Origin of the sequence: Ensifer sp. Root142 (assembly GCF_001426785.1) — a bacterium.
GTDB classification, from domain to species: domain Bacteria; phylum Pseudomonadota; class Alphaproteobacteria; order Rhizobiales; family Rhizobiaceae; genus Ensifer; species Ensifer canadensis.
In genome coordinates this window covers 37,276-56,504 of the sequence record NZ_LMFK01000006.1, presented here as the reverse complement: position 1 = coordinate 56,504, position 19,229 = coordinate 37,276, and the positions used below count along the sequence as shown (strand labels likewise).

The 19,229-nt window shown below is 62.0% G+C and carries 22 protein-coding genes; 14 read left to right on the top strand and 8 right to left on the bottom strand.

The window, feature by feature from the left end:
• Positions 1–58 precede the first annotated feature (58 nt).
• The 14 genes from ASD52_RS09225 to ureG all read left to right on the top strand — a co-directional run bounded on the left by ASD52_RS09225 (position 59) and on the right by ureG (position 9,427).
• Positions 59–1,033: a D-glycerate dehydrogenase gene (locus ASD52_RS09225; RefSeq protein WP_025428141.1), complete on the top strand. Its 975-nt coding sequence runs from the start codon at positions 59–61 to the stop codon at positions 1,031–1,033.
• 117 nt (positions 1,034–1,150) lie between these two features.
• Entirely contained in the window at positions 1,151–1,984 is an 834-nt protein-coding gene (locus ASD52_RS09220) for an urease accessory protein UreD (RefSeq protein WP_025428140.1), read from the top strand.
• 25 nt (positions 1,985–2,009) lie between these two features.
• The gene (locus ASD52_RS09215; RefSeq protein ID WP_057216125.1) at positions 2,010–2,312 is read left to right on the top strand and encodes an urease subunit gamma; all 303 of its coding nucleotides are present in this window, start codon (positions 2,010–2,012) and stop codon (positions 2,310–2,312) included.
• Positions 2,313–2,324: 12 nt separating this feature from the next.
• On the top strand, positions 2,325–2,579 hold the full coding sequence (locus ASD52_RS09210; protein ID WP_025428138.1) for a DUF1272 domain-containing protein: 255 nt from the start codon (positions 2,325–2,327) through the stop codon (positions 2,577–2,579).
• A gap of 19 nt (positions 2,580–2,598) precedes the next feature.
• Entirely contained in the window at positions 2,599–2,904 is a 306-nt protein-coding gene (locus ASD52_RS09205; protein ID WP_025428137.1) for an urease subunit beta, read from the top strand.
• Positions 2,905–2,912: 8 nt separating this feature from the next.
• The gene (locus ASD52_RS09200) at positions 2,913–3,329 is read left to right on the top strand and encodes a lysozyme inhibitor LprI family protein (RefSeq protein ID WP_025428136.1); all 417 of its coding nucleotides are present in this window, start codon (positions 2,913–2,915) and stop codon (positions 3,327–3,329) included.
• A 2-nt stretch (positions 3,330–3,331) separates the two neighbouring features.
• Positions 3,332–3,979: a hypothetical protein gene (locus ASD52_RS09195; protein WP_025428135.1), complete on the top strand. Its 648-nt coding sequence runs from the start codon at positions 3,332–3,334 to the stop codon at positions 3,977–3,979.
• A gap of 4 nt (positions 3,980–3,983) precedes the next feature.
• Positions 3,984–5,696 (top strand): urease subunit alpha, encoded by a 1,713-nt coding sequence (gene ureC, locus ASD52_RS09190; protein ID WP_057206528.1) that lies wholly within the window; start codon positions 3,984–3,986, stop codon positions 5,694–5,696.
• A gap of 64 nt (positions 5,697–5,760) precedes the next feature.
• Positions 5,761–6,411, top strand: coding sequence for a TIGR02117 family protein (locus tag ASD52_RS09185; protein ID WP_038577388.1), 651 nt, complete (start codon positions 5,761–5,763; stop codon positions 6,409–6,411).
• Positions 6,412–6,606: 195 nt separating this feature from the next.
• The gene (locus tag ASD52_RS09180; protein ID WP_025428132.1) at positions 6,607–7,146 is read left to right on the top strand and encodes a peroxiredoxin; all 540 of its coding nucleotides are present in this window, start codon (positions 6,607–6,609) and stop codon (positions 7,144–7,146) included.
• A gap of 94 nt (positions 7,147–7,240) precedes the next feature.
• Entirely contained in the window at positions 7,241–7,537 is a 297-nt protein-coding gene (locus ASD52_RS09175; RefSeq protein WP_025428131.1) for a putative quinol monooxygenase, read from the top strand.
• A gap of 1 nt (position 7,538) precedes the next feature.
• Positions 7,539–8,012, top strand: a complete 474-nt coding sequence (gene ureE / locus ASD52_RS09170; RefSeq protein ID WP_025428130.1) for an urease accessory protein UreE — start codon at positions 7,539–7,541, stop codon at positions 8,010–8,012.
• Positions 8,005–8,676: an urease accessory protein UreF gene (locus tag ASD52_RS09165; RefSeq protein WP_025428129.1), complete on the top strand. Its 672-nt coding sequence runs from the start codon at positions 8,005–8,007 to the stop codon at positions 8,674–8,676. Before ureE ends, ASD52_RS09165 begins: the two co-directional genes overlap by 8 nt.
• A 130-nt stretch (positions 8,677–8,806) precedes the next feature.
• Complete coding sequence (ureG, locus tag ASD52_RS09160; protein WP_025428128.1) at positions 8,807–9,427, top strand: urease accessory protein UreG; 621 nt, start codon at positions 8,807–8,809, stop codon at positions 9,425–9,427.
• Positions 9,428–9,628: 201 nt separating this feature from the next.
• Here the strand turns inward: ureG and ASD52_RS09155 are convergent, their stop codons facing one another.
• The 8 genes from ASD52_RS09155 to ASD52_RS09120 all read right to left on the bottom strand — a co-directional run bounded on the left by ASD52_RS09155 (position 9,629) and on the right by ASD52_RS09120 (position 19,195).
• Entirely contained in the window at positions 9,629–10,309 is a 681-nt protein-coding gene (locus ASD52_RS09155) for a Crp/Fnr family transcriptional regulator (RefSeq protein WP_025428127.1), read from the bottom strand.
• 235 nt (positions 10,310–10,544) lie between these two features.
• Entirely contained in the window at positions 10,545–13,859 is a 3,315-nt protein-coding gene (locus ASD52_RS09150; protein WP_025428126.1) for an efflux RND transporter permease subunit, read from the bottom strand.
• 14 nt (positions 13,860–13,873) lie between these two features.
• A complete protein-coding gene (locus ASD52_RS09145) occupies positions 13,874–15,061 on the bottom strand; it encodes an efflux RND transporter periplasmic adaptor subunit (RefSeq protein WP_025428125.1) in 1,188 nt (395 codons plus the stop codon).
• Between the two features lie 536 nt (positions 15,062–15,597).
• Positions 15,598–16,590, bottom strand: coding sequence for an ABC transporter substrate-binding protein (locus ASD52_RS09140; protein ID WP_025428124.1), 993 nt, complete (start codon positions 16,588–16,590; stop codon positions 15,598–15,600).
• A 97-nt stretch (positions 16,591–16,687) separates the two neighbouring features.
• The gene (locus ASD52_RS09135; protein ID WP_025428123.1) at positions 16,688–17,557 is read right to left on the bottom strand and encodes an ABC transporter permease; all 870 of its coding nucleotides are present in this window, start codon (positions 17,555–17,557) and stop codon (positions 16,688–16,690) included.
• The gene (locus tag ASD52_RS09130; protein ID WP_025428122.1) at positions 17,554–18,438 is read right to left on the bottom strand and encodes an ABC transporter permease; all 885 of its coding nucleotides are present in this window, start codon (positions 18,436–18,438) and stop codon (positions 17,554–17,556) included. Before ASD52_RS09130 ends, ASD52_RS09135 begins: the two co-directional genes overlap by 4 nt.
• Positions 18,439–18,440: 2 nt before the next feature.
• Positions 18,441–18,776 (bottom strand): hypothetical protein, encoded by a 336-nt coding sequence (locus ASD52_RS09125; RefSeq protein WP_025428121.1) that lies wholly within the window; start codon positions 18,774–18,776, stop codon positions 18,441–18,443.
• Positions 18,773–19,195, bottom strand: a complete 423-nt coding sequence (locus tag ASD52_RS09120; RefSeq protein ID WP_225906277.1) for a GNAT family N-acetyltransferase — start codon at positions 19,193–19,195, stop codon at positions 18,773–18,775. The genes ASD52_RS09125 and ASD52_RS09120 overlap by 4 nt, the downstream gene beginning before the upstream one ends.
• Positions 19,196–19,229: the final 34 nt, after the last annotated feature.

The window sequence follows — 19,229 nt, the reverse complement described above, 5'->3', positions numbered from 1 at the left end:
TCTCTCGCCGTCATTTCGTGCACTATCGCCGAACGATTCTGTTTTTAGAGGTTGTCCCATGAGTTCCAAGCCGCGCATTCTCGTCACCCGCCGTTGGCCCGAAGCGGTGGAGCGCGTGCTGGCCGAGCGGTTTGATGGCGTCTTGAACGAGAGCGACGTACCGATGTCGGCCGATCAGCTGGCAAAGGCGCTGCGCGACTTTGACGCGGTGCTGCCGACGGTCTCCGACCGCCTGCCGGCAAGCCTGTTCGACGGCGGCGACATCAGGGCAAAGATCCTCGGCAACTATGGTGTCGGTTACAACCACATCGATGTTGCCGCCGCCAAGGCCGCAAACATCGCCGTTACCAACACGCCCGGCGTTCTGACCGATTGCACTGCCGATATCGCCATGACGCTGCTGCTTGCCGTCGCGCGGCGTGCGGGCGAAGGGGAGCGTCAGATCAGGGCCGGCGAATGGACCGGCTGGCGGCCGACCCACATGATTGGCAGCAAGGTGACCGGCAAGACGCTGGGGATCATCGGTTTCGGCCGCATCGGCAAGGCGATGGCAAAACGCTGCCATTTCGGGTTCGACATGGAGGTGGTGTTCTACAACCGCTCGCGTGTCGATGCGGCGGAAGCCGCACGCTATGGCGCGCGCCAGCTCGGTACCGTCGACGAGGTGCTTGCGATTGCGGATTTCGTCTCGTTGCACTGCCCCGGCGGTGGCGAGAACCGGCACCTCATCAATGCCGAGCGGCTGGCGATGATGAAAAAGGGCGCCTATCTCGTCAACACCGCGCGCGGCGATGTGGTCGACGAGCCGGCGTTGATCGAGGCGCTGAAGAACGGAGTGATCAAAGGCGCCGGCCTCGATGTTTTCGAGGCGGAACCGAATGTGCCGGAGGGCCTGCGGGCGCTCGAAAATGTCGTTCTGCTGCCGCATCTCGGCAGCGCGACCGAGGAGACACGCGTCGCGATGGGCATGAAGGTGGTCGACAACATCACCGCCTTCTTCGAGGGGCGAGAGCCGCCGGATAGGGTCGCCTGAGATGGTGGCTGTTTGATGGGCAAACGCTGCCCATAAAGCAATCACCTTGCCGATTTTCTTTGCAAAACAATAGCTTGACTTGGCGCCTCGGGATGCCGACGATGTCGGCCGATGAACATGAGCAATGCGGCTATCATCGCCCCGCAGCGGGCGTTCGGAAAAGGACGACTGGTCGCGAAAGTGGCCGTCGGTCAAACGCGCGTTGCCGAGCTTTACCAGGAAGGCTGCGCAAAGATTCGGCTGCCGAAAACCTTCGATACTTCGATGGAAGCCGTGCTGATCAACTCGTCGGGTGGGCTCACCGGCGGCGACCGCATGCTCTGGGAGATCGAGGCCGGTGCGGCGACCGAGCTCACCGTCACCACGCAGGCCTGCGAGAAGATCTACAAGGCGAGTGCCGGCACGGTCGATGTCACGACACGCATCGACGTGGCGGCTGGCGCACGCGTCGATTGGCTGCCGCAGGAGACGATCCTGTTCGACCGCGCATCGCTGACACGCTCGCTCGATGTCGAGCTCGAGGACGGCGCGACGTTCCTTGCCGTCGAGGCCGTGCTGCTCGGCCGCAAGGCGATGGGCGAAGCGATGCAGACAGGCCTCTTGCGAGATCGCTGGCGCATTCGCGTCGGCGGCCGGCTGTTGCATGCCGAAAACCTGACCTTTGCCGATGATATCGCCGCTCTTGTCGCCCGGACTGCAGTGCTCGGCGGCAGCGTGGCATTTGCGACGCTGTTCTACACCGGACCGGATTGTGAATTGCTGCTGCCGCGGCTGCGCGCACTCCTCGAAACGCAAGTGGGGGCGGGCGTCAGCCACATCAAGCTCGGTGGTCGCGACAAGCTGGTTGCGCGCTTTGCTGCCGCGGACGGCTTCTCGCTCAGAAAAATCCTCATCCCGGTCATTTCGCACTTGCGCAAGCAAGAGACAGTGCCGAAAGTCTGGGTCCTCTAATCCACAATCAAACCGGTGGCGACGCATGAATCTTACCCCGCGCGAAAAGGACAAGCTGTTGATTTCCATGGCTGCGATGGTTGCCCGCCGCCGCCTGGAGCGCGGACTCAAGCTTAATCATCCAGAGGCGATCGCGCTGATTACTGACTTCGTTGTCGAAGGTGCGCGTGACGGCCGATCGGTCGCGGAGCTGATGGAGGCGGGCGCCCATGTGATCACCCGTGCACAGGTGATGGAGGGGATCGCGGAGATGATCCACGACATCCAGGTGGAGGCGACCTTCCCTGACGGTACCAAGCTCGTCACTGTGCACGAACCGATCCGCTGAGGAGGCTGAGACATGTTGGCACTGCGTCCGAACTGCGAATGCTGCGACAAGGATCTGCCGCCAGAGAGCCGCGACGCGATGATCTGCACCTTCGAGTGCACCTTTTGCGTCGATTGTGTCGAAGGCACGCTCGGTGGCACCTGCCCGAACTGCGGCGGCGAGTTTACCCGGCGCCCGGTACGCCCGGCCGCGCTGCTTGTGAAATATCCGGCATCGACCGAACGGGTGCTGAAGCCGCTCGGCTGCGCCGACGTCGACGCGGCCTGACAAGGGAGAGGGAACTCAGATGATCCCAGGGGAAATCATTGCCGCAAGCGGCGATATCGAACTCAACCACGGGCTTGAGACGGTGACGATCGAGGTCTCCAATACCGGCGACCGGCCGGTGCAGGTCGGCAGCCACTATCACTTTGCCGAGACCAATGCCGGGCTCGACTTCGATCGCAGTGCCGCCCATGGCAAACGACTGGACATTCCCGCAGGCACCGCCGTCCGCTTCGAGCCGGGACAGAAAAGACAGGTCACGCTCATCCCGCTTTCGGGCAAGCGCGAGGTTTTTGGTTTCCGCCAGCAGGTCATGGGAAAGCTTTGAGCATGATGATGCGAACGACGCTTATCGCGAGCGCCTTGCTGCTGGCGGCCATGCCCGCGCTGGCGCAGGAGGATGATGTCGATTGCGCCAATGCAATGACGCAGGCGGATATGAACATCTGCTCCAACAAGGATTATGAGGCGGCCGACGCTGAACTCAACACGGTCTACAAGCAGACCGTTGCGGCGATGCGGGCCAAGGACAAGGAACTGGGTGACATCAGCGCCGACTATGTCGGCGCGGAGGAGGCGTTGAAGAAGGCGCAGCGCGCCTGGATCGGCTACCGCGACGGCCAGTGCGAGCTTGCCGGCTTCGAAGCGCGCGGCGGATCGATGGAGCCGATGCTGGTATCCGGCTGCCTGGCGCAGCTGACTGCGGCCCGCACCACGGAACTCAAAGAGCTGCTCGAGCCCACGGAAAACTAGCGCTGATGTCTGGCCGCACCATCATGATCGTGGGGAATGGAGAAGTGCCGGAAGGCGCTGCGGCAACGATCGATACGGCCGATGTCGTCATTCGTTTCAACGATTGCCGTTCTGTCGGCACCGGCGGGGCGAGGACCGATATCGTCGCCGTCTGCAATACTGGCCGGCCGGCGCTTGCCATGCTTGGTGGCGGGCGCTGGAAGAACAGCGCCGCCGTGCGGCAGGCACGCGAGATCTGGAGCGTTCGGTCGGCTGAAAAGTTTGCCGGCATGCGCGCGGCACTGGCCGAAACGCATCCGGATCTCGACGACTTCTGCGACGACTACACTTGCGGTTTCGAGAGTTTTACAACGGCGACCGGCCGGGTGCATCGGGTCGTCCCCCTCGCAGCGCACGAGCAGCTGGACCGGGATCTGTCGCGGTTCGCGCCCACGCCTTATGTCGTGCCGTCGAGCGGCATGGTCGTGATTGCCGACGTGCTTTCCGGTTTTGCATCGGCCGACGATCTGGTCGTTCTGGCTGGCTTCGGCCATGTCGGTTGGGAGTGGCATCCCTTTGCCGCCGAGCGCCGGTACGTCGACGCACTTGCGGCCGAGGGCCGTCTTCGCCGTCTTTCCCCTTCTTCTTCAGACTTGTCCCAAGGAGCCTGAACCCATGCCCTACAAAATGTCGCGCGCGGCCTATGCCAACATGTTCGGCCCGACGGTCGGCGACAAGGTTCGGCTGGCCGACACGGAACTGTTCATCGAGGTGGAGAAGGATTTCACCACCTATGGCGAAGAAGTGAAGTTCGGCGGCGGCAAGGTGATCCGCGACGGCATGGGCCAAAGCCAGGTGACGCGAGCGGCGGGTGCGGTCGACACCGTGATCACCAACGCGCTGATCGTCGACCACTGGGGCATCGTCAAGGCGGATATCGGGCTGAAGGACGGGCGCATCGCGGCGATCGGCAAGGCCGGCAATCCCGATATGCAGCCTGGCGTGACGATCATCGTCGGTCCGGGCACCGAGGTGATCGCCGGCGAGGGCAAGATCGTCACCGCCGGCGGCATGGACAGCCATATCCACTTCATCTGCCCGCAGCAGATCGAGGAAGCGCTGATGAGCGGGCTCACCTGCATGCTCGGCGGCGGCACGGGGCCGGCGCATGGCACGCTCGCGACCACCTGCACGCCCGGGCCCTGGCATCTCGCCCGCATGATCGAGGCTGCGGACGCCTTCCCGATGAACCTTGCCTTTGCCGGCAAGGGCAATGCCTCGCTGCCCGCCGCGCTGGTCGAGATGGTGCTTGCGGGCGCGACCTCGCTGAAGCTGCACGAGGATTGGGGCTCGACGCCGGCTGCCGTCGACTGCTGCCTTGGTGTTGCCGACGAGTACGATGTGCAGGTGATGATCCACACCGACACGTTGAACGAGAGCGGTTTCGTCGAGGACACGATCGCGGCGATCAAGGGCCGCACGATCCATGCCTTCCACACGGAAGGGGCGGGTGGCGGCCATGCGCCGGATATCATCAAGATCTGCGGCCAGCCGAACGTCATTCCGTCGTCGACCAACCCGACCCGACCCTACACCAAGAACACGCTGGCCGAGCACCTGGATATGCTGATGGTCTGCCATCACCTGTCGCCGTCGATCCCCGAGGATATCGCCTTTGCCGAAAGCCGGATCCGTAAGGAGACGATCGCCGCCGAAGACATCCTGCACGATATCGGTGCGTTCTCGATCATCTCGTCCGATAGCCAGGCGATGGGCCGCGTCGGCGAGGTGGCGATCCGCACCTGGCAGACGGCCGACAAGATGAAGCGCCAGCGCGGCGCGCTGCCGCAGGAAACCGGCGACAACGACAATTTCCGGGTCAAACGCTATATCGCCAAATACACCATCAACCCGGCGATCGCCCATGGCCTCAGCCATGAGATCGGTTCGCTCGAAGTCGGCAAGCGCGCCGACCTCGTCCTCTGGAAACCGGCCTTCTTCGGCGTCAAGCCCGACATGGTGCTGATCGGCGGAACGATCGCCGCAGCACCGATGGGCGACCCCAACGCCTCGATCCCGACGCCGCAGCCGGTGCACTACCGGCCGATGTTCGGCGCCTATGGCAAGAGCCGCACGAACTCCTCCGTCACCTTCGTCTCGCAGGCCTCGCTCGATGGCGGGTTGGCGGCCAGGCTCGGCGTTGCCAAACAGCTCGTCGCCGTCAAGAACACCCGCGGCGGCATCGGCAAGGCATCGATGATCCACAACAACCTGACGCCGCATGTCGAGGTCGATCCGGAGACCTACGAAGTGCGGGCCGATGGCGAGCTCCTCACCTGCGAGCCGGCGACGGTTCTGCCGATGGCGCAGCGTTATTTCCTGTTCTGAGCGGCAAACGATTTTGTCTCGAAAAAGCGGTAGCTGGCGGGCCTTCAAGTGGACCGCCTACGGGGTGTCGGGTCTTGTCCTGGCAGTCGTCCTCGGGATGGTCGTGCCGCGACCGCTGTTGCCGAAGACGGCCACGGCCGCTGCGGTTGAGCCGGCTGTTGCCGGCGAACGCGTCCTGATCCTCGCCAGTCCGATCCACACCGATATCGCCATTCCCCTCAATGACGAGACGCGGACGCGGTTTGCCTTCGCCGGCGAGGCAGGCGTGCCTCTGGATCACCCGGAGGCGCGATGGCTGATCTTCGGCTGGGGTGGCCGCTCGTTCTACCTGGAAACGCCGACATGGTCGGAGCTGAAGCCAATGCCGGTCTTGAGGGCGCTGGCGCTCGACCGTTCCGTTATGCATGTCGATATTGCCGGGGCGATCGTCGAACCCCAGCCGTCGGTTACGAGCGTTGACCTCAAGCGCGCCGAGTTCGAGAAGCTGATGACGTTCATCTCCGGAAGCTTTGCCAGGAACGGCGGCGCCGTCTTTCCGATCGAGGGCTTTTCCTATGGTTATGCCGACCGCTTCTTTGAGGCGGAGGGCAGCTTCAATGCACTGTTTGGATGCAACACCTGGACGGCGCGGGCATTGAGAGAAGCCGGACTGCAGACGGGGTTCTGGAATCCCTTGCCTTCCACTCTTGGCCTGTCCCTGCGGCTACACAACTGAGACATTGTCCGCGCCGGTTCGGGATCGCCACAGGCATGCGCTTGTCGCATGTCTGCCATGCGCGGGTGTGAATCGACGCCTTTCGTGCTGCACCGCAGCGGAATTTCCGGTAGGAAACGAGCTGATATTTTCCTCGATCGCGACTGTTCTCCCAAGGCCGCTCGCAATCGAGTGCCTGCACTGAAGGAGATGACCATGCTCGGCAGAAAAGTACCCTCCGTAACGTTCCGCACCCGCGTTCGCGATGAAGCCGTCGGCGGCTCCAACCCGTTCCGTTGGCACGACGTTTCCTCCGACGATTACTTCGCCGGCAAGCGTGTCGTGTTGTTTTCGCTGCCGGGCGCCTTCACGCCCACCTGCTCGACCTTCCAGCTGCCCGACTTCGAAAAGCTGACGGCCGAGTTCCGCTCCGAAGGCGTTGACGAAATCTACTGCATCTCGGTCAACGACGCCTTCGTGATGAACGCCTGGGGCAAGTCGCAGAGCCTCGAGAACGTCAAGCTGATCCCCGATGGCTCGGGCGAGTTCACCCGCAAGATGGGCATGCTCGTCGCCAAGGATAATCTCGGCTTCGGCATGCGCTCCTGGCGCTATGCTGCCGTTGTCAACAACGGTGTCGTCGAACAGTGGTTCGAAGAGGAAGGCTACTCCGACAATTGCGACAGCGATCCCTACGGCGTTTCCTCGCCGCAGAACATTCTCGAGACGCTGAAGTCGCAGAAGCTCGCAGCCTGATCCGGCTGACGACGGATCGATTTTTGAAACCCCGGTGCTAGCGCCGGGGTTTTTTCTTGCTACAGTGCCAGGCAGAAAAGATGTCGAGGGTTCAATGGTTTACATTATTGCATATCTGACGGCGCACCCGGGCAAGGGCGTGGAAATCCTGACGCTGGCCGAGCCCCTGATCGAAGGAACGCGGCGGGAGGCAGGCTGCATCAGCTACGAGCTCTATCAAAAGCCTGCCGATCCCGACGCGCTGGTGTTTGTCGAAACCTGGAAGGACAAGGCCGCGGTCGACGCCCATTTTGCCGAGCCGCATCTGAAGGCGTTCCAGGTCGCGACGGCGGATCTGCTGGTCGAAGCGCGCATCGAGCTCGTGCACCCGGAAAAGGTCGAGGTGCTCTGAGATGCCCTATCGGTCGACCGAGGTACTTTCGCCCGGACCCAGGGACGAGGCGCCGTTGCACAGCATCACCTTGGCCCACGATGCGCGGCATCTGCGCCGCAAGCTGCTGCATCTCGAAAACGACGATGTCGTCATGCTTGACCTGAAGGAAGCGGTGATGCTGGCCGACGGCGACCTGCTGGTGCTCGAGGGTGGCGGTCATATCCGCATCGTTGCGGCATCCGAAGCGCTTTACGAGATCCGTCCGCGCGACCCGTTGCATCTCGTCGAACTGGCCTGGCATCTGGGCAATCGCCACCTCCCGGCGCAGATCGAGACAGGCCGCATCCTGATTTCCCGCGATCCGGTCATTCGGGCGATGCTTGAGGGGCTGGGGGCGGCGGTCGTCGAAATCTCCGAGCCGTTCCATCCGCTGCGCGGCGCTTATCACGCGGCCGGAGGCCACGATCACGGCCACCACCATCACCATGGCTGAACGGGTCGACACGCAGGCGCTGCTTCGCCTCGTGACCTGGCTGTCGCCGGCTTTCCCGGTCGGCGCCTTCTCCTATTCGAACGGGTTGGAGCAGGCAGTTCACGATGGCCATGTCAGCGATATCGAGAGCCTGCGGCTGTGGCTGGAGACGCTTCTTTGCCACGGATCCGGCTGGAACGATGCGGTGCTGCTTGGCGAAGCCTATCGCGGTTTCGGCGAGCCGGTGCAGCTTCAATCCGTGATCGAGCTTGCCGAGGCGATGGCGGCAAGTTGCGAACGGCACATGGAAACCATGCTGCAGGGCGAAGCCTTTCTGGCGGCAGCGCGGCATTGGCCGCACACCGTGCTCGATCGGCTGGGAGAAAGAACCGCCTATCCGGTCGCCGTCGGTGCGGTTGCGGGTGCCCACGCCACAGGCCTCGAGCCGGCGATTGCCGCCTATCTGCATGCGTCCGTATCCAATGCCGTATCGGTGGCCATTCGCTGCGGCGTCACCGGCCAACGTGACGGCGTCGGGCTGATCGCAGCCCTTGAGCCGACCATCGCTGCAGTGGCGCGAAAGGCGAGCGCCGCATCGCTGGAAGACCTTGGCTCGGCCACGATCGCAGCCGATATTTCATCTCTCAGACACGAGACCCTGCATTCGCGGCTGTTCCGCTCGTAAGCGTGCGCGGCCATAGAGCGTTTCCAGTTCGGACGGAGACGTGGAAACGCTCTATCTCTTTGTTTTTACGCGTTTCCTAGCGGAGAAGGTTTCACGCTTTTCCTGGAAATGCTCTAGAAAGGAACGTCACATGGCATCGAAGAATGGTCCCCTGCGTGTCGGCATCGGCGGGCCTGTCGGTTCGGGTAAGACGGCGCTGACGGACAAGCTCTGCAAGGCGATGCGGGAGAATTACTCGGTCGCGGTCGTGACCAACGACATCTACACCAAGGAAGATGCCGAAGCGCTGGTGCGCATGCAGGCGCTGCCGTCGGACCGCATCGTCGGCGTCGAGACCGGCGGATGCCCGCACACGGCTATCCGCGAGGATGCGACAATCAACTTGCAGGCAATCGCCGATCTCAACCGTCGCTTTCCCGATCTCGATATCGTCTTCATCGAATCCGGCGGCGACAATCTGGCCGCCACCTTCTCGCCTGATCTGGCCGACCTGACGATCTATGTCATCTCCGTCTGCCAGGGCGAGGAAATCCCGCGCAAGGGCGGGCCGGGCATCACCAAATCTGACCTGCTTGTCATCAACAAGCGGGATCTGGCGCCCTATGTCGGCGCCGACCTCGACGTCATGGATCGTGACGCGACCCGGATGCGGGCGGAAAAGCCCTTTGTCTTCACCGACATGAAACGCGGCGACGGCGTCAACCGGATCGTCGATTTCCTGACGCTGCATGGCGGGCTTAGCTCGAGGTAGCGCCTGGGTCGAGCCGGGGCCACAGGGAGGAATGGTCGTCCTTCGTGATCGTGGGCGACGAGATTCCGCTTTTGCGTTGTGGCCTGCTGCGACCGCTAGCTAGAGCGCTTCCGATTTAGACGGAACCGCACAAACGCTCTATCTCTTTGTTTTTACGCATTTCCGGACGGAAAACCGCTTCGCACTTTTCCTGGAAATGCTCTAGAACCGTTCCAGCGCCTGACGGTCGTGGATCTCGATCATGCGTCCTTTAACGGTGACGCCGGAGCGGCGAAGAGCCGAAAAGGCCCGCGACAGCGCCTCTGGCGCCAGGCCCAGCTTGCCCGCCAGCACATTCTTCTGGAACGGCAGCCGGAACGAGAAGGTCGTCGAGCCATCCGGGCAGTGACCGAGGATGTAGCTCGCGACCCGCTGTGGCGCCGTCAGAAGACGATCCTCTGCCAGGCAGTCCTCGGCCATCTGGCCATGACGGCAGAGCAGCTCCATCAGCGCCTGGGCAATATCCGGATGCTGCTCGGCGAGCTTGCGCAGATTGCGGCTGTCGAGGCGGGCGATGGTCGAGGACCCGATGGCCTGTGCGTTGGCGGTGGCGCGGTGCCCGAGGAACATGGCGCTTTCACCGAAGAGCTCACCCTTTGGAAAGACGGCGATGTCGGCCTCGCGCCCATCCTTGCCGAGCCGGTAGACGCGCACAAGGCCGGACAGGACGCAGAAGACGCTGTCAATGGGTTCGTCCTGATGAAACAGAATGTCGTGTTCTTCGTGGTTCGTTACGACGGCGCCTTCGAGAACGGCATCGGATGCTGTCGGTGACAGCTTCTCGAAGAAGCGGGAGCCCAGCAGCACCGCTCTGTCATTCGAGTTCAATCGCAAGGTCTTCATCACACCGGCCCTGAGGTAAAGTCTAGAGCGTTTCCGCCTTAGAAGGAGCACGAAAACGCTCTTGCTCCCCGTTTTTACGCATCTCCCGACGAAAAGCTGCTTCGCACTTTCCTGGAAATGCTCTGGTGTCAGGGTAACCGGGCTTTTGAAACGTCAATTGACCTCGATCAAACAATTCTCACAAAAAAGCCCGCACCGGTGGGTGCGGGCCCGATTTTCAGGTGATTTTTGGCCACTATTCGGCAGCGAGCGCCGGATGATTGATTACCTTGCCCGTTTGCTTGCCTTTCGACTGCCCGTCCTCAATCGTTTTCAGGCGCTCTTCCAGGCCCTCGATCGTCTTGCCCTGGTCGTTGACGAATTCGGTCAACGCCTCGCGGTCGAGCGGCAGGTTTTCCTCGTCCTTCTTGCCGACGAGGCGGCCGAAGATCCAGGCGAGCAGGCGCGACAGATCATCCATGATCAGGAAGAAGGACGGTACCACGACGAGGCTGAGGATCGTCGAGACGATGATGCCGCCGATGACCGCGATCGCCATCGGCGCCCGGAACGAACCACCTTCGCCGACGCCGAGTGCTGAGGGCAGCATGCCCGCCGACATGGCGATCGAGGTCATGATGATCGGGCGGGCGCGCTTGCGGCCCGCTTCGATCATTGCCTGCGTGCGATCCATGCCGTGGTGCATCATCTCGATACCGAAATCGACCAGCAGGATCGCGTTCTTGGTGACGATGCCCATCAGCATGAGGATACCGATCAGAACCGGCATCGACAGCGAGTTCTGCGTCAGGATCAGGCCGGCAGCGACACCGCCCATGGCAAGCGGCAGCGAGAACAGGATGGTGAAGGGCTGGATCACATCCTTGAACAGCAGGATCAGCACCACCAGCACCAGCATCAGGCCGAGCAGCATGGCATTGACGAAGCTTTCCTGCATCTCCTCCTCGACCTCGGCGTCACCGCTCTTGAGGAGTTGAACCGTGCTCGGCATCTCGGCATCGTTTGCAATCTGCTCGAACCGTGCAGAGGCGGTGTTCAGCGCCACGCCGATCGGGAGATCGGCGCCAAGTGCAACGACACGGTTGCGATCGTAACGTTTGATCGAACTCGGGCCTTCTGAATAGTTGATATCGGCAACGCTCGACAGCGGCACCGTCAAGCCCGAAGCGGTCTGGATCTTCAGGTTGCGGATCGCGGCGATATCCGTGCGGAAGTCACGGTTGATCTGGACGCGGATCGGTATGAGCCGACCATCGAGGGCAATCTTCGTCAGCGCCGCGTCGATATCGCCGATTGTGGCAACACGGATGACTTCCGAGATTTGCGCGGTGGTAATGCCAAGGCGTGACATCTGCTCGTCACGCGGACGGATCTGCAACTCTGGACGGGGCAGGGCGCCGTCAGGGCTGACATTGGCCAGGAGTGGATCGCTGCGCAGCTTGGCTTCGAGAATTGCAACGGCCTGGTCCAGATCCGTCTCGTTGTTCGAGAGCAGGTTGAAGGACAGCTCTCGCTCACCGCGGTCGTTGAGCTTGATGACCCGGACGTCCGGAATATCCCGGACGCGGGCAAAGATTTCCTTTTCGATCTGGGCCTGAGGAATGATGCGGCCATCTGGCTCAAGCTTCGGCAGGTATTGGCCGATGACCGGCAGGCCGCCAATGACGTCGTTGACGATCTTGTTGAGAAGCGAGTGGTCGCGCTTTTCCAGCAGCACCGTCACGGTAGCCCGGCGCAGTTCCAGGTCGCCCTTGGGTGAGGCACCGCCGAGCACGAAGACGCTGTCCACGCCCTCGAGGTCCTTGACCCTCTCATAGATCTGCGCGGTCGTGCGGTCCGTGTCTTCGAGCATGGCATCCGGGGCCAGTTCGACGGAGAGGCTGACGCGCGACGTGTCGTCCGGGGGCAGGAAGCCGCCGGGCACGAACAGGAACAGCGCGGCCATGGAGGCCACGGTGACGCCGATGGCGATGAGCACCGTTAGGTAGCGCATGTACCAGCGCTTCGTGGTTGCATGAACCAGGCGCGTATACTTGCGCATCAGGTAGCCGTCTTCGAGATGATGTCCATCAAGTTTGGATGGACGCATCAGATAGGCGGCCATGACGGGCGTGATCAGCCGTGCAACCAGCAGCGAGAAGAACACCGAGACGGCGACAGTCAGGCCGAACTGGATGAAGTACTGGCCAACGATGCCCGGCATGAACGACACCGGTATGAACACCGCGATGATCGTGAACGTGGTCGCGATAACCGCAAGGCCGATTTCGTCTGCTGCTTCGATCGCCGCCCGATAGGGCGACTTGCCCATATGGATATGCCGCTCGATGTTCTCGATCTCGACGATCGCGTCATCGACGAGAATGCCGGTCGCCAGCGTCAGCGCCAGGAAGCTGACGAGATTGAGCGAGAAGCCGAGCAGTTCCATGACCCAGAAGGTCGGTACCGCCGAGAGCGGCAGGGCGACGGCGCAAATCAGCGTGGCGCGCCAGTTTCGCAGGAACAGCATGACGACGATGACGGCAAGCAGTGCGCCTTCCATCAGCGTATGCAGGGCCGCTTCATAGTTGCCGTAGGTGAAGTAGACGGAATCGTCGACCATCTCGATGGTGACGTCAGGGTTGGCCGCGCGGATCTTTTCCAGCGACTTGGCAACGGTTTCGGCAACGCTGACTTCACTGGCACCCTTGGCCCGGAAGACCGCGAAGGTGACGCCGGGATTGCCGTTGAAGCGCGAAAAGGAGCGGGGCTCCTCATAGGTATCGGTCACGGTGCCGAGTTCGGAAAGACGCACGAAGCGACCGCTTGGCACCGAGATCATCGTGTTGGCAAGCTGGTCGACATTGCGGGCGTCGCCGAGCGTACGGATCGCCTGTTCGCTGCCGCCCACCTGACCGCGGCCGGAGCCCAGGTCCATGTTCATGCGTCGAAGCTGGCCATTGACGTCGGCGGCGGTGATCCCCAGCGAATTCAGCTTGTCCTCGCTAAGCTCGACGCGAACCTCGCGGTCGGCACCGCCGTAGCGATCGACCCGGCCGATGCCGCTCTTGCCCTGAATTTCGCGCTTGATGACGTCGTCAACGAACCACGAGAGTTCTTCCAGCGACATGCCCGGTGCAGAGACGGAGAAGCTCTGGATCGCCTGGCCTTCGACGTCGACCTTGGAGACGATGGGCTCTTCGATCGAGGTGGGCAGGTCGCCGCGGATGCGGTCGATGGCGTCCTTGACGTCCTGGACGGCCTGGGTCGTGGGTACTTCCATACGGAAGATCACGGCCGTGGTCGATGTGCCGTCGTTGATCGTCGACTGGATATGGTCGACGCCGGTGACGCTGGCGACCGCGTCCTCGATTTCCTTGGTGACCTGGGTTTCGAGTTCGGCCGGCGAGGCACCGCTCTGCGCCACGCTGATCGACACGATCGGCACGTCGATGTTGGGGAAGCGGGTGATCGGCAGGCTGAAGAACGACTGATAGCCGAGCACCAGCAGCACGAAGAAGGCGAGGATCGGAGCGATCGGATTTCGGATGGACCAGGCTGAGAAGTTCATGGTCACGGTTCCTGTCAGTTGGTCGCTGGTTGCGCTGGTTTGACGGGGTTGATGCGGTCGCCGTCGCGCACATAGGCGCCGGCCCTGGCGACAACCTCTTCGCCGGCCTTCAACCCCTCGACCACCTCGACGAACTTGCCATCGGAGATGCCGGTCGTCACCGGGATGATGTTGACCACACCGTTGTCGACCTTGCGCACGATGGTCTTGCCGTTCTCATTGGTAACCGCCGTTTGCGGCAGAACGACAGCTGTTTTCTCTTCGGCGGTGATGATGGCGCTGGCATACATGCCGGAGCGTGCCTTGGCGGTGTCCTTGAGGCTGATGAACACGGTGCCGAGCCGGGAAACGGGATCGACCGTCGGGGCGATCAGGCGGATGGCGCCCTCGACCTTGGTGTTCCCGCCGGCAAGCGTGATCGTCGCCGGCTGGCCGACGGCAAGCTTGATGATGTCGGCTTCGGCGACATCCGCTTTCATCTCGATCGCGCCATCGCGGATCATCGCAAACAGCGGTTCGCCGCTGCCATTGGCGATCGCACCGATCTTGGCGTTCTTGGCGGAAATGACGCCGGCGACCGGGGCCTTGACCTCGGTGCGGGTGAGGCGAAGATCGATGTCGTCGATCTGGGACTGCGCCACCTTGATATCGGCCTTGGAGACCGCAGCGGCCTGTTCGGCGGAGCGGACCCGGGCACGGGTGGCCGCGGCAAGAGCGCGGACGCGATCGGCTTCCGCCGTCGAAACGGTGCCGTTCTTGGCAAGCTCCGCGTTGCGATCGCTGACGCGTGTCGCTTCTTCGGAATTGGCCTTTGCTTCGCTAAGTTGAGCGGTGAGCTGCGCCAGCCCGGCTTCCGCCTTGGCGAGCGCCGCTTCGAGCTGGCTCTTTTCAAGCCGCAGCGCGTCGTCGTTGAGAACCACCAGCACGCTGCCTGCTTCGACCTTGTCGCCGATATCGACATTGAGCGAGCGGATCGACAAGCCCTCGACCAGCGGCGCGACATAGATCTGCTCAACCGCCTGTATCGTCCCGGTTGCAACGACGCGATCGCTGATCGACTGATCGACTGCCTCGGTCACGACGATCGACGGCAGGCTCTGCGCGGGCTGCGCCTTGGCTGGTTCCTCGGCAAATGCACTTGAAAACGGAGCAATCATCATCGCAACGCAAACGCTGAGAGCAGGTAATACTTTCTGAGCCATCGGCTTTACAATCCTGGCAACGGAAACGACATAAAAAGGAACTGTGCCTTCGCAGGCCGGATCCCAATGCAATCAAGCGATTTTCAGTTTCGCCGACGCTTGTCTTCGCGGATTAAGCGAAACAAGGCATAGGCGCACGGCCATTTTCATTCATGCGCCACTCGCACGGTATCAGACCGTGAGCGCGGGCAGGACGGGGAGAGGCTCCCGCAGGCAAACTATTCGGAAAAATCAACTCCTCCGTGTTGCTTGCCTCCAACAAACATCCGCGCCTATGTAATCTTCACATCATCTGCTTACAAGTGCGGTGAAGTGATGGTTCCTCAATATTTCTTCCGTTCTGCAATCTTGGTTGCAATCTCGACACGATCTTGACAATCGAGGCGCATCAACGGCCCGTTGGCCCCGAATTGCCACCCCCACGCCCGGAAATTCGAGGCAACCTTAGCGGGCCATGAAAGGCCTGCACGCAAACGGAAGAGGGCCGCGCGATGGCTGTCGCGCGACCCTCTTCTGTCATTCGGTTTGTTTTCTTCCTACTTCAACGCGGCGTCGGTGATCTCGTGCGTCCAGGCGCCTTCCGGCTCCTTGGAGATGACCGGATCGGAACCGCCCGAAAGCAGCGACTGCACGGTGCGCTTGTAGTCGGCTTCATCCAGGGCGCCGTTCGAACCGGCGGTCAGCTTGGCCACTTCGCCCATCATGCGCTTCTGGTGCTTTTCGGTCTGGGCACCGGTTGAGTCATTCTCGAGAACGATGTCGGCTGCTTCATCCGGGTTCTGTTCGGCATACTTCCAGCCCTTCATCGAGGCGCGCACGAACTTGACCATCTTTTCCTTGAAGGCCGCATCCTTGAGCTTGTCTTCGAGCACGTAGAGGCCATCTTCGAGTGTCGCCACGCCCTGGTCTTCATACTGGAATGTCACGAGATCGTCCGGCTTGATGCCGGCATCGATGACCTGCCAGTACTCGTTGTAGGTCATGGTCGAGATGCAGGCCGCCTGCTTCTGGATCAGCGGATCGACGTTGAAGCCCTGCTTCAGGACGGTCACGCCTTCCGGGCCGCCGTCCGTCGGGATCTTCAGATGCGACATCCACGACAGGAACGGATACTCGTTGCCGAAGAACCAGACGCCAAGCGTGTGTCCCTTGAACTTGTCCGGGCTGGTGACGCCGCTCTCCTTGAGGCAGGTCAGCATCATGCCCGACTTCTTGAACGGCTGAGCGATGTTGACGAGCGGCACGCCCTTTTCGCGGGTGGCAAGGGCTGACGGCATCCAGTCGACGACGACGTCGGCGCCTCCGCCGGCAATCACCTGCGCGGGCGCGATATCCGGGCCGCCGGGCTTGATATCGACGTCGAGCCCTTCTTCTTCGTAGAAGCCCTTGTCCTTGGCGACGTAGTAGCCGGCAAACTGCGCCTGCGTGACCCATTTCAGCTGCAGTGTCACCTTGTCGGCGGCTTCGGCATGGAATGCTGCGAGCGAAAAGACGCCTGCGGCGAGAAGCGATGCAAGTCTCTTGTTCATGTCAGTTCCCTCTTGTTTTTGTTTCATTGTGTTTGAAGTAGGCAATTCGGGACGGAAAACCGTTTCACACTTTTCCTGGAATTGCTCCACGGTGTTCTCAGGCGCGCCCTCCGCGAATGGAAGGATGCCAGAAGGTGACGGCGCGCTCGATGAGCGCCACCACCCCGTAGAAGGCCGAACCTGCCACCGCCGCGACGGCGATTTCGGCCCAGACCATGTCGACGTTCATGCGGCCCACTTCCGTGGAGATCCGGAACCCCATGCCGACAATGGGTGTCCCGAAGAATTCGGCGACGATGGCGCCGATCAGCGCCAGGGTGGAGTTGATCTTGAGCGCGTTGAAGATGAACGGCCAGGCGGCCGGCAGGCGCAGCTTGACGAGCGTCTGCCACCAGGAGGCGGCATAGGTGCGCATCAGGTCGCGCTCCATGTGGCTGGACGCTGCCAGTCCGGCGATGGTGTTCACCAGCATCGGGAAGAACGTCATGATGACGACGACGGCGACCTTGGACTGCCAGTCGAAGCCGAACCACATGACCATGATCGGCGCAACGCCGATGACCGGCAGCGCCGAGACGAAGTTGCCGAGCGGCAGCAGCCCCTTTTGCAGGAATGGCGAGCGATCGATGAGGATGGCGACGACGAAACCAAGGCCGCAACCGAGGGCATAGCCTGTTAGCACCGCCTTCAGGAATGTCTGGCGGAAGTCTGCCGCCAGTGTTGGCAGCGAGTTGATCAGGCGCTGCCAGATCATCGACGGTGCCGGCAGCAGGACGGAGGGTACGGAAAAGCCGCGCACGATGCCTTCCCAGAGCACCAGCAGGGTGATGCCGAAGAGGAGCGGTACGGCGAAATGTGCGGCCCGGTTGGCGGCTTCGCTTTGAAACCGCTGGCGCACCAGCCATTCGTTGAAGGCCCAGGCCGCAAGCCAGAAGACGACGGCACCAATCAGGATCGGAAGATTCATGGCTTGGCCCCCATGCGCTTCAGGACGGCGGTGTGTGCAAAGCCGACGATCATGACCAGCACCGCCGCAAGCGCTGCCGCCATGAACAGCGCCGACCAGATCTGCACCGTCTGGCCATAATAGGAACCGGCGAGCAGGCGCGCGCCGAGGCCGGCTACGGCACCTGTCGGCAGTTCGCCGACGATGGCGCCGACGAGCGAAATTGCGACGGCAACCTTCAGCGAGGTGAAGAGATAGGGCATCGATGACGGCCAGCGCAGCTTCCAGAAGGCCTGCGCTTGCGAGGCATTGTATGTGTGCATCAGATCGAGTTGGATCGCCTCGGGGCTGCGCAGGCCCTTCACCATACCGACGACCACGGGGAAGAACGAGAGATAGGTCGAGATCAGCGCCTTCGGCAAAAGCCCGGAGATGCCGATCGCGTTGAGGACGACGATGATCATCGGCGCGATGGCGAGGATCGGGATCGTCTGGCTGGCGATCACCCAGGGCATCAGCGACCGGTCCATGGCGCGGTTGTGCACGATGCCGATGGCCAGGAGAATGCCGAGTACAGCGCCGATGCCGAAACCGAGCAGAGTGGCCGAAAGCGTGATCCAGGCGTGATAGACCAGGCTGCGTTTCGAGGTGATCGGCTTGTTGACGGTCGTATCCCAGATCTCGGCGATAACCTGGTGCGGTGCCGGCAGAACGGGGCGCTCCTGCGCCATGGTGTTGTGAACGATCTGCGAGAAACTGATCTCGGTGCCGGCGCGGGCAGCGGTGTCGCGCTCGAACGGCGCGTTCAGGAACACGACTGCAATGTACCAGACCACGATCAACAGCGCGACGACGGTGCCGACTGGCAAGAGCTTGTCCCTGAGGAAGCTTTCTTCTCTCATCGTCATGCCTTTCCGCTCGCCGGCAGCAAAATCAGGCCCATGGCGGCGATGCCGAGCATGACGCCGGCCGCCTGGGTGAGGCTCAGCTTTTCGCCGAAGACGGCAAAGGCAATGATGTTGACGAGAACCAATTGCACGATGGCTGACAACGAGATTGCAAGGCCAAGCCCGCCGTCGCGCATCAGCTTCACCATGATGATGTTGCCGACCATGTAGAGCCCGAGGGCCAGAACCAGCACGCCGACATGGCTGTTGGAGACATAGGCGCGCGAAGCCGTCGCGCCGCCGAGAAAAATGGTCGTGGCAAGCAGCAGCCAGAGGACATAGGCAAGGTTCATGGCCGTACCCCCGCTCCACGCCAATGGTAGAGAATGTCAGGCAGGCCTTCCTCGTTGTCGCCATCGGTGCGGCTTACGGCAGAGAAGCCCTGGCGTTCGTAGAAGCGCTGGGCGTTGCCGTTTGCCTCGAAGGTCCAGAGGTTCAACTCTGTTGCGGACAGCGACCTCGCGGTCTTGAGCAGATTGCTGCCGACGCCCACGCCGCGGTGGACGTCGTCGACATAAAGCGCCGTTACATAATGATCACTTGAGAGCGCCATGAAGCCTGCGACCCGGTCGTTGCGCTCGGCAACGATCACGGTCCGCTCGGGAAAGACCGTCTCGAGATAATATCGCTCGACGTCGGCATGCTGGTGTATCCGCGGCATCCACGGCGTCGCGTCGATCCAGCGGTTGAGAATGTCGGCGCAGGCACTCATGTCGGCCCGTGTTGCAGGACGGCAAATGGTCGAA

Bases quoted from the DNA above. Each gene is read 5' to 3' on its own strand.
- ASD52_RS09225 (WP_025428141.1), top strand. From the start codon at position 59: ATGAGTTCCAAGCCGCGCATTCTCGTCACCCGCCGTTGGCCCGAAGCG.
- ASD52_RS09220 (WP_025428140.1), top strand. From the start codon at position 1,151: ATGAGCAATGCGGCTATCATCGCCCCGCAGCGGGCGTTCGGAAAAGGA.
- ASD52_RS09215 (WP_057216125.1), top strand. From the start codon at position 2,010: ATGAATCTTACCCCGCGCGAAAAGGACAAGCTGTTGATTTCCATGGCT.
- ASD52_RS09210 (WP_025428138.1), top strand. From the start codon at position 2,325: ATGTTGGCACTGCGTCCGAACTGCGAATGCTGCGACAAGGATCTGCCG.
- ASD52_RS09205 (WP_025428137.1), top strand. From the start codon at position 2,599: ATGATCCCAGGGGAAATCATTGCCGCAAGCGGCGATATCGAACTCAAC.
- ASD52_RS09200 (WP_025428136.1), top strand. From the start codon at position 2,913: ATGCGAACGACGCTTATCGCGAGCGCCTTGCTGCTGGCGGCCATGCCC.
- ureC (WP_057206528.1), top strand. From the start codon at position 3,984: ATGCCCTACAAAATGTCGCGCGCGGCCTATGCCAACATGTTCGGCCCG.
- ASD52_RS09180 (WP_025428132.1), top strand. From the start codon at position 6,607: ATGCTCGGCAGAAAAGTACCCTCCGTAACGTTCCGCACCCGCGTTCGC.
- ASD52_RS09175 (WP_025428131.1), top strand. From the start codon at position 7,241: ATGGTTTACATTATTGCATATCTGACGGCGCACCCGGGCAAGGGCGTG.
- ureE (WP_025428130.1), top strand. From the start codon at position 7,539: ATGCCCTATCGGTCGACCGAGGTACTTTCGCCCGGACCCAGGGACGAG.
- ASD52_RS09165 (WP_025428129.1), top strand. From the start codon at position 8,005: ATGGCTGAACGGGTCGACACGCAGGCGCTGCTTCGCCTCGTGACCTGG.
- ureG (WP_025428128.1), top strand. From the start codon at position 8,807: ATGGCATCGAAGAATGGTCCCCTGCGTGTCGGCATCGGCGGGCCTGTC.
- ASD52_RS09155 (WP_025428127.1), bottom strand. From the start codon at position 10,309: ATGAAGACCTTGCGATTGAACTCGAATGACAGAGCGGTGCTGCTGGGC.
- ASD52_RS09150 (WP_025428126.1), bottom strand. From the start codon at position 13,859: ATGAACTTCTCAGCCTGGTCCATCCGAAATCCGATCGCTCCGATCCTC.
- ASD52_RS09145 (WP_025428125.1), bottom strand. From the start codon at position 15,061: ATGGCTCAGAAAGTATTACCTGCTCTCAGCGTTTGCGTTGCGATGATG.
- ASD52_RS09140 (WP_025428124.1), bottom strand. From the start codon at position 16,590: ATGAACAAGAGACTTGCATCGCTTCTCGCCGCAGGCGTCTTTTCGCTC.
- ASD52_RS09135 (WP_025428123.1), bottom strand. From the start codon at position 17,557: ATGAATCTTCCGATCCTGATTGGTGCCGTCGTCTTCTGGCTTGCGGCC.
- ASD52_RS09130 (WP_025428122.1), bottom strand. From the start codon at position 18,438: ATGAGAGAAGAAAGCTTCCTCAGGGACAAGCTCTTGCCAGTCGGCACC.
- ASD52_RS09125 (WP_025428121.1), bottom strand. From the start codon at position 18,776: ATGAACCTTGCCTATGTCCTCTGGCTGCTGCTTGCCACGACCATTTTT.
- ASD52_RS09120 (WP_225906277.1), bottom strand. From the start codon at position 19,195: ATGAGTGCCTGCGCCGACATTCTCAACCGCTGGATCGACGCGACGCCG.